This is a genomic window from Rhodococcus sp. SBT000017 (genome assembly GCF_003688915.1).
Lineage (GTDB): Bacteria > Actinomycetota > Actinomycetes > Mycobacteriales > Mycobacteriaceae > Rhodococcoides.
Map to the genome: position 1 here is coordinate 20,309 of NZ_REFU01000002.1, position 12,203 is coordinate 32,511.

A 12,203-nucleotide genomic window follows, 5' to 3' on the forward strand; every position below is an offset into this window, starting at 1 on the left:
GGGTTCTTGTCGGACCCTCTCGCTACGGTCTCGGATACAGGCATCAGTTCTCGTCCGAGAAGAGGGTTTGCATCGTGACCGCACTGCAGAACGGCCATTTCGACTCCACCACCGCCCTCGCGTGGGCCACGTTCACCGAAAACCTGCATGCCCGTCTTAGGACTTTGCCGAGGCGGGACTACATCACGGTTACCGCCGCTCAGGCGAGCCCAGGAGAGCGTGGATTGCGGCCGTACATCGATGTGGCCGCGACGGACGGCAACGTGCTGGTGTCGGTGGCAGCGCTGCCGTCACTGCTGTACCCGGATGCCCAGGACGCAACGGCCATGGATGTGCAGCTCCTCGACTGCGGTTGGTTGGATCGAGGCAAGCCGGTCGCAGACGGATCGATCATCGACCTCACGCGAACCGACACCCGAGCAGATGCGGCGCTCGTCGCGGAGATGATCACGCGCGCGTTCCGAGAGATCTGGAACGTCCCGCATCCGTCGTTCCTGAGTGTGTGGAGCGTCGCGGCCGACGGTGCGTCGTCGGGACCGGTCGACCTGCAACGCGGGTTCGTCGATCGCACTACCGACGCAACGACCGAAACTCCGTCGGAAACATCCGACGCCGTTCCTGCCGAGCTGAAGTCACTGCAAGCGTTGTGCCAGTTGGTCGGTCGGCGCGTCGATGCGCACACCGTTCGATCGGTATGCGCCGACGGCGATATCGACGCGTTGAAAGCGCGAGCACTCTCGCTGCACAGATCGGCCGCTGTTCGGGCTCGCCCTGCCGACGACGCGAGTCGGGATACCTCGGTCGCGGTATGGAAGAGCCTTGCCCGCACCTGGCTCCTGGTCGCACACAGCATGGACGCCGTGACGAGGGCAGACCGGCACGCGTGCCGGTGATGAACGGGATCTGACGAACTACAGGATCTGTCGGCGCAGGCCGCTCGCCCGCAGCACCTGACGTTCGACGCCCGCGCGGATGGCCTCCTCGGTACCGATCACCCGTACGTGCGATCGTGCGCGGGTGATGGCGGTGTACAGCAGTTCTCGGGTCAGCAGTGTCGATGCCTCGGCGGGCAGCAGAACCGAGACGGTGTCGTACTGACTGCCCTGACTGCGGTGAATAGTCATTGCGTACACGGTATGTACCGAGGAGAGCACGTTCGGGTGAATCAACACGTGGCCACGACCTCGGGCAAACGCCGCCATCGGAGTTCCGTTGTCTCCCAACACCACGACGCCGGTGTCCCCGTTGTAGATCCTCGCCTCGTGGTCGTTGGCCGTCACCAGTAGTGGCTGACCGGGGTACCAGAGCGAGGGATCGAGAAACGTTCCGCTTCCTTCTCCTACCCACTCCATCGCCTGCCGGTCCCACCGCGAGACTCCCCATCGACCCTCGCGGTGCGCGCACAGCAGGCGATGTTTCTCGAGCCCGAGTAGTGCTGCGGTGGCATCTCCGCGTACAGCGGCGGCGGTGACCTCGGCTGCGGTGTCGATCACGTCCGAACGCAGCGCGTCGACGTCGTCGGGGCCCTGGAACGAAATCTCATCCGCGCCGGACTCGAGCAACGCCATCACATCGTCGCCCCGGCCATCCCTCACGGCCACGGCCAAGCGAGCGATAGCTCCACCGAACCGTCGACCACGACTGAGCCGAACGACGCCACCACGCAGTCGGTCTCGCTCGAATGCGCTCAGAGCGGCTTCTGCGGGATCCTCGGCGGCGGCGAAGTCCGCGTCGACGAGCTGCGCCAGAACCGGGTTTTCGGTCCCGGTGACCGGCCTGGCCACCAAATCTGCCAGCACCGCGCCTGCGTCCACCGACGTCAGCTGATCCGGGTCCCCGACGAGAATCAACCGAGACTCGGGACGCACGGCTTCGAGCAGCCGACACATCATCGTCAGAGACACCATCGAGGTTTCGTCGACGACGATGACGTCGTACGGCAGTCGGTTCTCGGCGTCGTGCCGAAACCTCGTCTTGCTGCCGGGCTTCCATCCCAGAAGTCGGTGCAGCGTCATCGCTTTCAGGTCCGCAGGAAGTCCGAGGAGCCCGGCTTGTTCGGACACGGACTCCTGCAGTCGGGCCGCGGCCTTGCCGGTGGGTGCGGCCAGCCCGATGCGCAGATCGCTGCCGTGTTCGCGTACGAGGAGCGCCAGAATTCTCGCGACGGTGTGAGTCTTTCCGGTTCCGGGTCCGCCGGCGATGACCGTGGTCCACTGCGTCGCCGCCAGAGCCGCCGCTATTCGCTGCCGATCGGGAGCCGCCGTCGGTGCACCCGATTCGTCCACGAACAGCTCGGCCAAGGCACCGCTGATCTCGACGGCATCAGCGGCCGGATGGGATTGCGAACGCACGTCGAGGAGATCTCGGACGGTGCTCTCCTGCAGATGATATCGGTCCAGATACAGCAACTCACCCTGATCGGTGTCGACCAGTTTCAGCGGCCTCAACGGCCCATTCGAACTGCCGACCACCAGTGGACTCACCCTCAGCGCTCCGAGCACGTCATCGAGCTCGGGCCACGGAAGTGCGCTCGGATCGACGTCCGAATCCTCGTCGACGGTGACGTCTCGCAGTCGTCGCAGATCCAGGCACACCGAGCCGGATCGTACCGAGCGCACCGTCAGAGCGGTGGCGAGCAGTACGTGCTCCGACGACTCCCCGGCCAGGGCACCGAGGCGCAACGCCACGTGCACGTCGGATGCCGACAGCACACCCACATCATTGAACGCGCGCAGAATTCCACTGCCGCGCAGCGCAATCGAGACGCCGGTCATCGGGCCACCTTCCCGGCGAGCAGGTCCGACAGCTCGACCACAAGGGCGGCGGGCGGATTCCAGTCGAACACCCCGCAGCCGGCGGGGGTCTGCGGTCCGACCATGCCCCGCACGAACAGGTATCGGATGCCGCCGAGGTGTAGTTGCGGGTCGTAATCCGATTGACGCCATCGCAGATATCGATGCAGCGCAACGGCATACAGGATTGCCTGCAGCGGGTAGTGCGAGCGGATCATTTCCTGGGCCATCTTCTCGCGCGTGAAGTTGCCGGTGGTCAGATCGCCTCTGGCGATTCGATTCGTCTTGTAGTCCACCACGACGTACCGCGGTCCGGACACGCGCAGAACCGAGTCGATACTCCCGGTGAGGAAGCCGCGAAGCGGTGTCGCCTCGAGATCATCGAGCAGATCTGCGTAGGACGCGAGCACGTCCGCCGGATCCAGGTGATAACGCAACAGGCGCGCCACGGACTTCAACGTGACCGTGTCCGCCACCGGATCGTCGCCGCCGGCCAGGGGCAGCTCGAAGTCGAGCTCGGCCAGATGGTCGGACGGTGCCACGTCCGCCAGCGTCCCGAATCCCAACGGTGTCTGCATCACCGGTAGCAGGGCTTGGGCCAACGCCACCGGATCGACTTCCGCCATCCGCGACGCGACCGCCGCAGCGCAGCGACGTTCGAGTTCCGCGAGCAGATCGGGTGCGGACGTGTCGACGTGTTCGAGTGCCTCGTGGACGAGCGTTCCGAACGCCGCGCCGGCAGGCATGCCGTTCATCGGAGACGCGATTCCGTCCAGCTGTTCGTCGGTGTACTCGCTTCCCGGGTATTCGCCGCCCACCGACGTTTCGGTGGGCTCGTCCGTCTTCTCGGGATGCTCGGCCTCGCTGGTCACTCCTACCTCGGGCCGGCCGGGCGCGGCGTCGTGAGCGTGAGCTGTCAACGCGGAGTACGACGTCCGACGCCACAGCAGGTCGAGGGTTCGATCGAATCGTGCGGCAGCGACGTCGAGGTGCGGTTGCTCGGGACGAATCCAGTGTGCGGTGGACGGCTCACCGGGCCCCACCGGTTCGACCGAGATGAGCCCGGCTGCCGACCCGACCCAGGATTGGAGCCGGTTCGCGGTCGTCGCGTCGTCGAGAACCTTGTACGACGGCTCCGGCAGCGCAATTGCGGGGATGCGTCCGAACAGCATGCGGTGCAGCGAGGACGTCGCGGTGTTTCGGCCCGGTGCCCACCAGAGCACGATCCGGCACTCGGCGCGGGTGAGACCGACGTAGAGCAGTCGCAGTTCCTCGCCTGCCTCCTCCTGGTCGTTGAGAATTTTTCTGGCCGCGTAGCCCGAACCGGACGGTCCGCCGACGTCTCGGATTCGCTTGCCGTTCTCGTGCAGCAACAGCGTCGACGGCTTGCTGAAGTACAACGTGTCCCAGGCGTAGGGCAGATAGACGACCGGGAATTCGAGCCCTTTGCTGCCGTGTGTCGTCATGATCTGCACTGCTGCGGAATCACTGTCGAGTCGACGACTGCGGTCGGTCGACCCGCCCGCTGCCGGTTCCTTGATGCGGTCGGTCAGCCAGCGAGTGAGGGCGGTGATCCCGTAGGACTCGGATACCGCTGCGCGATTGAGCAATTGGGCGATGTGCCGCAGATCGGTCATGGTGCGCTCACCGGCTTCGACCGCGAGCAACCGGGCGTCGAGTCCGGACTGGGCCGACACCCGCTCGAAGACTGCTGCGAACCCGGCCTCGTCGAACAGCACCGAATACTCGCGCAGCCGACTGCTGACCTGGGACAGCGCGTCCTCGGCTCCGGAGTCGAGCTGCGCGGCCGTCCACCCGAGCAGCGGAGTCAAGGCGGCCAGACGTACGCGATCGGTGCGATGAGGTTGCTCGATCGCCTGCAGCAACCACAGCCAGTGTCGGGCACTCTCGGTGCCGAACACGCTGGTGCTGCTCGACACGACGGACGGGACCCCGACCGCGTCGAGTGCATCCCGAATCAACGCCACCTGCTTGGTCGTTCGGGTCAACACGGCAATGTCCCGCGGTTCGATCACCCGAGGGCCGTCGGGTCGCTCGATCACGGCAGATCCGGACAGCAGCTCGACGATGTCCGCCGCGACGTCTGCCGCAACGCGGGATCGGAGTCGGTCGACTGCCGGAAAACCCTGCCGCAGTGGACCGGCGCCGGTTCGGGGGAGATAGCGCAACCGCAAGGGAGGGTGCCCGACCATGCGCGAGAGCGGGTTTCGCGCCTCGACTCGGTGTACCACGATGTCGTCGTGACCGAGGGCTGCGCCACCGTACAGATGGTGCAGGGCGTCGAGCAGCCCCGAATCACTACGCCAGTTGGCAGTGAGCTCGTAGAGGTGGTCTGCGGTCTGCACCGCGTCGAGGTAGCTCAGTACCTCGGCTCCGCGGAACGCGTAGATGGCCTGCTTCGGATCGCCGACGAGGATGAGCGTCGTGAAGCCGTGAAACGCCCGCCGCAGAATGTCCCACTGCATCGGGTCGGTGTCCTGGAACTCGTCGATCAGCACGACGCGGAACCGGTCTCGCACTCGTGCGCAGGCGGCCTCGCCGTGGACGGGGTCGGACAACACCGAATGCAGAAGTCCCAGAAGGTCGTTGTAGTCACGCACCCCGAGCAGGCGTTTGCGACGTTCGATCTCCCGGCGTGCTTCCCGGGCGAACCGCACACGTAGCGCGGGCTCGCGGTTGTCGTCGTCCAGGTCCTCGGTGTCGGGATACAGAATCGACTGCTGGTCGCCCACGGCCGCCGACGCCAACTGCTGAGCATCCCGCCTGCTGAATGCCGGTGCCTCGTCGGCACCGCTGAACATCTGCAGATACAGGTCGTCCACGACCTGTTCGAGCAGGTCCGAGACCGATTCGACGAAGGCCGATTCCGGTTCGCGCTCGCCGGCGATGCCGAGCCCGTCGAGCATGCGCTGGCAGAAACTGTGGGTGGTGACGATGGTTCCGGCGTCGAAGTCCGACAACGCCCTTCGCAACCGTCGACGCCGCCGGTCCACTTCGGCGTCGTCGACTGCTGCCAGAAACGCCACGAGTGGATCCCGAGATGCACGAGCGATGTTCGGGTCCGCGAGGTCCCGGGCGATCGACGCGAACCTGCTACGGGTGCGATCACGGAGTTCCTGAGTCGCGGCCCGGCTGAACGTCACCAGGAGCAGGTCCGAGATCTCGGCGATCCCCTCTGCAATGTAGCGCGCGGCCAACCCCACGATCGCGTACGTCTTGCCGGTCCCGGCGCTGGCTTCGAGGACGGTCGTTCCGGTCGGCATCGGGCCGAGCAGGTCGAATCCGTGGGCGGCTGTCATGCATTCCCCATGTTCTCGGCGGTCAGCAACGGGTCCCACAGCTTTCGAGCGAGAATCCCGAAGCGGCTCTTCTCGTTCGACGGCTCGGTCTCGTCGACGAGCGGGGCCGCGGCGAGCAATGTCTGGAACGACAGCGTCGACCCATGGACGTACCGCAACGATCGATCGGTCCCGTCGCCGAAGTCGCCTCGCCAGGCCCACGTGGCCGAGTCGTAGCCGTCCTCGATGGATCCGCCACCGAACCGCTTCTCCGCGTACGCCGACGCGGTACCGGTCGATATCGGCAGCGGCGAGGCCATTCCACGATCACGCAAGTCCACCAACTCCCTCAGGACGGCGACGGGGTCCCGCGGGGCGCTCAACCGAGAGCGACGAGGCGGACGCATCCCGCTCGCGCGGCCGATGGTGACGGCGCTCCACTCCCCTGGCTGGGATGCGGCCACCGCCAGCAACCGCACCCACGCGGCCAGTCGATGCTTGGCGGCCAGGCGCGAGTAGGACGAACGGGCCAGCGTGCGGCCGTGAATTCCGGTGACGGTGCCGGCCAGGCGGCGTCCGTCGCCGAGATCGACCGCGACGTCGATCGTCTCGGCAGGACCCTCGTGGAATGCAGCGGCCGCGTCGGCGATGATTCCGACGATCTGCCGAATGTCGGACATCTCCCGGCGGCCCTGATGGAACGGCGGGAGGGTGCCGCGCCGCCACTCGGCGTCGGCGAATTCTCCGATGTCGCCACCGGCGAGTACTGCCGCGAGCATACGATCACCGATGTTCCACCGGGACAACGGATCCAGCTCGATGTCCAGGCTGTCTGCCAGGTCGTCCTCGAGCTCCGGAACGCGAAATCCGAGCCGTTGCCGCAGAAAGGCCTGCACCGGATTCTCGACGAAGGCGATGAGTTCGGCGAGTTCGACGTCCCCGCGATCGGCCGGAGGGAGCGCGTGGGGCAGAAACGGTGCCACTGGATCGGGGGTCCGTTGCTGGGAGACCGCCCCGGCCAGGGCAACCGTGTCGAAGCTGAAGGGGTGTTCGGCTTCGAAGTTGTGCGGATCGAACGGTTGCAACGGATGCCGATGTTCGACGCTTCCGCCCGCCGTCACCTCGAGCACGTCCATCAACTCGCGCAGCGGGATCGCGGGCGGCTTGGCGGACCCGTCGACGGGGTCGGCTCCGGTGTAGAACAAGAGCAGCTTCTCCTCGGCCGACATCACCGCGTCGAGGAGCAGTTGTCGGTCCTCACTGCGAATGTCTCGTTCGCCGACGGCCGGATCACGGGCGAGGATGTCGTCTCCGTCGGTACTTCCCACTCGGGGGAACACCTCGTCGTCGAGCCCGAGCAGCACCACCACTCGGTGCGGAACCGAGCGCATCGGCACCATGGTGCACACGGTCAGCTCGCCGGTGCGGAAGTTCGCTCGGGTGGGCCTGCCGGCCAGTCGGCCGGCCAGCATGGCGCGCACGTCCGCGAGCCGCAGCTCGGCGGTGCCGCCGTGTTCGGTGGCGTCGGAGATCTCGCGATGTGCCTGTGCCAGTTGCCATTCGTCGGCGGTGGGCACGTCGGCGAGGAGATCGAGGGCACGGCCCAACTGCCGGGTCCACTCGGCCACCGATGCCGGACCGGCCAGTGCTCGGAGCACCGAGGCGAGCCGGTCCACGAGTTCGGCGAAGCGGCCGGCGAGGGTGATGTCGTTGCTGTCCACATCGTCGAGAGGTAGTGCGAGGTCGAGGTATTCGTTTCGCGTCTCGTCCGCGGCCACTCCCAGCAGGATGCGATCGAGTGCCGATTTGAAGGTGTTCTGCCGAAAACCGTTCAAGCCATACGCTTCTCGTTGACGAACTGTCAATCCCCAGCGAGCACCCGAGCTCGTCACCCACTCGCGCAGGCGCTCGAGATCGTCGTCGGTGAACGAGAACTTCTCCCGCACCGGACCGCTCGCGGCGAAGTCCAACAGCTCGCTCGCCGTCACCCGGCCCTCCGAGAAGTCGAGCACCGTGGCGATGACGTCGAGGACTGGGTTTGTGCGGCGCAGGCCCCGATCGGCCAGGCGCACACGCAACCGGTGTCCAGGATGCACCAGCGCCGCCTGCCCGAAGTTCGCGCGGATGAGCGGCGCATAGGTCTCGACATCCGGGCACATCACCAGCACGTCCCGTGGTTCGAGCGTCGGGTCGTCGGTGAACAGATGCAACAACGACTCACGCAACACTTCGACTTGCCGAGCCGGACCGTGACAGGCGTGAATCTGCACAGATCCGTCCACCAACGTTGTGCCGTCGTCGAACTCGGGAGATGGAGGCGAATCGGCGGTGATGTCCGCTTGAATTCGACCGAGCAGGGTCTTCGCTGTTTCCGGGCCCTCGTGATGCACGGTGTGCGTCGCCACCGACGCGGTCGTGGCCTGGAGTTCTCGCACGTCTCGCGAGAGGCCGGCCAGCAGGGGGTGCTCGACGGCCAGAGCCGTCGTGTCGTCTCGGCGGCGCGTCACCGCAGGAATCTCGGCAAGGGTGCGCCACATCGACGGGCTGGGATGCGGAACCCAGATGTGCACGTCGCGCGCCTGCGAGAGCGCACTCAATATCTCGAGCTGATCGGTTGCCAGCCGGGTCGGACCGAATACCGACAAGCGGCTCGGTAGGTCCACCGACTCCGGTGCGTCCCGAAGCCGTGCGCAGGTCTGCGGTAGTCGTTCGGCTGGGCTCGGGCTGCCGATCCGCTCGCGCATCGCGGCCCACACTCGCGGTTGCCACAGCAGGTCCTCGTCGAGATCGCCGCCGAGTCCGTCGGTGAAACGACCGTCGAACCAGTCGCGCAGCATCTGGGGACGTTGAGATCCGTAGGTGCGAAACAGTTCTGCCACGTGCGATGCCGTCGACCAGCGGCGTCCCGCCCGGTGATCCTCGGAACCTGCACCGAGGTGCTTGAACAGCACGGCCGCCCAGGTCTCGGTGCGGCACTCGTCGATCACATCCAGCGCGGTCCAGAGAACCCGGCCCGGAGCCCAGGGGTCGTCGTCGGGGTCGATGTCGTCGACCGCTGCAATGGCGCGCGATACCAACCGTGTCGGGCTCGGGAATTCGATGTTCGCGGCGATGCCGTCGCCGTCCGAACCGCCCAGAGTGCTCGACAGTCGCTGCGTGAGCCACCGCTCGACGCCCTTCGCCGGGACCGACACGATCTCGGGTACGAACGGATCGTCCAACGGTACGGACAGGATGTCGGCGAGTGCAGCCGCGAGTGTTCCGGCGCGTTCGGCGCGGTGGAGCGTCAACACCGTTGCGATCCCCTGCCTGCTCGTATCGATGCCCGATTTCGGGCTCGTGACGACCCTACTCGAGCCTCCGACAGATTCTGCGCGATGAGTCGGGCCGTCGGATCCGGTCCATATCTGCGCAACCGAACGATACGAAGGAGAACGCGATGATCGAACATGTACTTGCCGTGGTGGCGGTGCGCGATATCGACTCGGCACGAGAGTGGTACGAGACCCTGTTCGACCGCCTACCCGACAACACTCCGATGGCGAGTCTGGTGGAGTGGCGACTGGCTTCCGCTGCGTGGCTGCAAGTGACCGTAGATCGCGAGCGGGCAGGCTCGTCGTTGTTCAACGTTGCCGTCGAGGACATCGAGGTGTTCGTCGATACCGCTCGTTCCCGCGGCATCGACTTCGGCAACATCGTCGACGCGAACAAAGGGGTCAGACTGTCGATGGTCTCCGATCCAGACGGCAATTTCATCACTGCGATCGGCGGCTTTCGCGAGCACTACTGATCGGGCGGTTGGCGTTCTCGCACGGAATGTAACGACGAACCCCGTCGATGCGACATGGTGAACGGAAATGCGACCGACCGGTTCGAACAGAACGAGACGGTTGCTTCCGGTCTCGCGGGTGACATCTCGGCCGCGACATCGACGCCTCTCGCGACCCGAACGGACCCCTCGACATGACCAGCGCCTACCCGCCACCCTTTCAGCGACCGGCACCCGAGCCACAGACGCCTCGCCGCCCCCTGTTCGGCAAGGTATTCTCCTGGGCCGCAATTGTTTTCGGTGCATTCTTTCTGATCGGGGCAGTGTTCTCGTTCGAGCTCGGCGCGCTACTCGTCGGCGCGTTGCTGGTCGGCAGCGGCGTCATGTACCTGCGCTCGTCACCCGCGCGGGGTCGCAAGGTCTGGGCGGTACCTGCCATCGCTGTCCTCCCGGCACTGTTCGTCATGGGTCTGACCACCACGACCGAACCCGAGACCACGACCGCCATCGCACCGGTCGCGGCCGTGCCCGCGTTGCCGACCGTCACGACGACCACCGCGCCGCCGACGACAACCACACCGGCCCCAACAACCACGACCGCGACTCCGACCACTGAGCCGGTCGCCGCCGTTGTCGAGATACCGACGACAACGGAATACATCCCGCTGCCCGAGCCCGAACCTGTGTACATCCCCGAGCCCGTCTACACGCCGGAACCGGTGTACACACCCGAGCCCGTCTACACCGCCCCCGCGCCGTTGGCCGCGGTGCCTCCCGTTGTCACGTATGCCAATTGCGACGCAGTCCGAGCCGCCGGTGCAGCACCGATCTACGCGGGCGAGCCGGGTTACAGCCTGAAACTAGACCGCGACAAAGACGGGATCGGCTGCGACACCTAACCCACCAACCGCCGCGTCAGGTTCGCGGCTTCGCGGGAGTAGGGGACCAGCATGACGAGGTCGACCGACGGCCGGGCAGCTTTGACTGCCACGACCTGTTGGGTGACTGCATCCTGCATCGGCCATCCGTAGGATCCGCCGGAAATCAAGGGAAATGCGATGGATTTCAGATTCATCGACGCGGCCAGCGCCAGACTTCGGGCGTAGCAGAGTCGCAGTAGCTCCGATCTGTCCTCGTGCGGGGAAAAGCGCGGGCCGACGGTGTGGATGACACAGCCGGCTCGAAGTCGGCCCGCGGTGGTGGCGACGGCTGCGCCGGTGTCGAGGCCGTGGGGCAGGGTGGTGGCCCGCAGCGCCTTGCATTCTGCGAGGATGTCCGGCCCACCGGCCCGGTGGATAGCACCGTCCACGCCCCCGCCGCCGAGCAATCGCGTATTGGCGGCATTGACGATCGCATCTGCGGCCACGTCCGTGATGTCGCGCTGGACGACGTCGATGACTGTCATGAAAGCTCCTTCGCTGCAATGATTTTCGAGGTGATTCGGTCGAGATCGTCGGCGCGCAACCCCGGGTAGCCGTGGACGATGTCGCGCCATCCGCTCGGCACCGCCGATGCACCCCAACGCGCTCCGAGGAGTCCTCCGGCTATGGCCGCCGTGGTGTCGGTATCGCCGCCGGCGCGGACACACAGTTCGAGAGCGGCAGGCAGGGGCCGCTCCGCGTCGGCAGGTCGATGGATTGCCCACCATGCCGTCTGCAGAGCGTGGACCACCCAGCCGTTGTTCGGGAAGTCGGACGGCTGCCCCTCCTGTGCCTGATGGAGCAGGGGCTGCCAGAACTCGCGGACATCGGCCTCGGCCTCGTTCAAGAACTCGGCCACGCCGTCGTAGGTGGAGTTCAGAACCGCGTATCGAATTGCGTGACTCCACATTTGGCACGCTTGACCGGCGCGGGGATCGGAATGAGTGAGGGCACTGATCCGCGCCGCAGCATCTCGACATCCGGTCGGGTCGTCGAGGTAGGCCAGGGCAATCGGCGCCGTTCGCATGAGAGATCCGTTGCCGCCGGTTCTCCCTGCCAACGACGCTGCCGCCGCAGTCATGTCGGCACCATTGCGTGTCGGCTGCGACAGCACCAGCCGAGTCTGGTTTCCCACGTCCGGAGGGTTCTGGTCGAACCAGTCGCGAAAGTGCTCGGCGATCTCGTCCACGTCGCCGCCCTGCTCGAGTCCGCGCGCGACACAGAGCGCCATCGAGGTGTCGTCGGTCCATTCCCCCGGGGCCCAGTCGAATGCGCCGCCGCCGATCATGTCGATGGTCGTCTCGGACGTGGGATATCCGAATTCGTATCCTGCGCCCAACGCGTCGCCTACCGCGGTTCCGAGCAGAACGCCTCGCGCCCGATCGTGCTGCATAGCGGGCAGTTCCATGAGTCCCCCTTAGAT

General features: G+C 66.1%; 8 protein-coding genes. 3 read left to right on the forward strand and 5 right to left on the reverse strand.

Features of this window, described 5'->3' with window-relative positions:
- The first annotated feature begins 74 nt into the window (after window positions 1–74).
- Window positions 75–893, forward strand: coding sequence for a TY-Chap domain-containing protein (locus AYK61_RS21300; protein ID WP_147458369.1), 819 nt, complete (start codon window positions 75–77; stop codon window positions 891–893).
- 18 nt (window positions 894–911) lie between these two features.
- Here AYK61_RS21300 and recD read toward each other — a convergent pair whose 3' ends face one another.
- From recD to recC, 3 genes are read right to left on the reverse strand one after another with little or no spacing between them, the layout of a single operon-like run.
- Window positions 912–2,774 carry an exodeoxyribonuclease V subunit alpha gene (gene recD / locus AYK61_RS21305; RefSeq protein ID WP_121872990.1) on the reverse strand — a complete coding sequence of 621 codons (1,863 nt, stop codon included), beginning with the start codon at window positions 2,772–2,774 and terminating at the stop codon, window positions 912–914.
- The gene (locus tag AYK61_RS21310) at window positions 2,771–6,112 is read right to left on the reverse strand and encodes a UvrD-helicase domain-containing protein (RefSeq protein WP_121872991.1); all 3,342 of its coding nucleotides are present in this window, start codon (window positions 6,110–6,112) and stop codon (window positions 2,771–2,773) included. The genes recD and AYK61_RS21310 overlap by 4 nt, the downstream gene beginning before the upstream one ends.
- Window positions 6,109–9,384 (reverse strand): exodeoxyribonuclease V subunit gamma, encoded by a 3,276-nt coding sequence (gene recC, locus AYK61_RS21315; RefSeq protein ID WP_121872992.1) that lies wholly within the window; start codon window positions 9,382–9,384, stop codon window positions 6,109–6,111. The genes AYK61_RS21310 and recC overlap by 4 nt, the downstream gene beginning before the upstream one ends.
- A gap of 146 nt (window positions 9,385–9,530) precedes the next feature.
- On the opposite strand from recC, the gene AYK61_RS21320 reads away from it, so the two are divergent.
- On the forward strand, window positions 9,531–9,881 hold the full coding sequence (locus AYK61_RS21320; protein ID WP_121872993.1) for a VOC family protein: 351 nt from the start codon (window positions 9,531–9,533) through the stop codon (window positions 9,879–9,881).
- Window positions 9,882–10,054: 173 nt separating this feature from the next.
- Window positions 10,055–10,759, forward strand: a complete 705-nt coding sequence (locus AYK61_RS21325; protein WP_259468213.1) for an excalibur calcium-binding domain-containing protein — start codon at window positions 10,055–10,057, stop codon at window positions 10,757–10,759.
- On the opposite strand, the gene AYK61_RS21330 is transcribed toward AYK61_RS21325, so the two are convergent.
- Both AYK61_RS21330 and AYK61_RS21335 read right to left on the reverse strand, forming a co-directional pair.
- A complete protein-coding gene (locus AYK61_RS21330) occupies window positions 10,756–11,265 on the reverse strand; it encodes an O-acetyl-ADP-ribose deacetylase (protein ID WP_121872994.1) in 510 nt (169 codons plus the stop codon). The genes AYK61_RS21325 and AYK61_RS21330 overlap by 4 nt on opposite strands.
- Window positions 11,262–12,188 carry an ADP-ribosylglycohydrolase family protein gene (locus AYK61_RS21335; protein WP_121872995.1) on the reverse strand — a complete coding sequence of 309 codons (927 nt, stop codon included), beginning with the start codon at window positions 12,186–12,188 and terminating at the stop codon, window positions 11,262–11,264. The genes AYK61_RS21330 and AYK61_RS21335 overlap by 4 nt, the downstream gene beginning before the upstream one ends.
- Window positions 12,189–12,203 lie beyond the last annotated feature (15 nt).

Bases quoted from the DNA above. Each gene is read 5' to 3' on its own strand.
- recD (WP_121872990.1), bottom strand. From the start codon at position 2,774: ATGACCGGCGTCTCGATTGCGCTGCGCGGCAGTGGAATTCTGCGCGCG.
- AYK61_RS21310 (WP_121872991.1), bottom strand. From the start codon at position 6,112: ATGACAGCCGCCCACGGATTCGACCTGCTCGGCCCGATGCCGACCGGA.
- AYK61_RS21320 (WP_121872993.1), top strand. From the start codon at position 9,531: ATGATCGAACATGTACTTGCCGTGGTGGCGGTGCGCGATATCGACTCG.
- AYK61_RS21325 (WP_259468213.1), top strand. From the start codon at position 10,055: ATGACCAGCGCCTACCCGCCACCCTTTCAGCGACCGGCACCCGAGCCA.
- AYK61_RS21330 (WP_121872994.1), bottom strand. From the start codon at position 11,265: ATGACAGTCATCGACGTCGTCCAGCGCGACATCACGGACGTGGCCGCA.
- AYK61_RS21335 (WP_121872995.1), bottom strand. From the start codon at position 12,188: ATGGAACTGCCCGCTATGCAGCACGATCGGGCGCGAGGCGTTCTGCTC.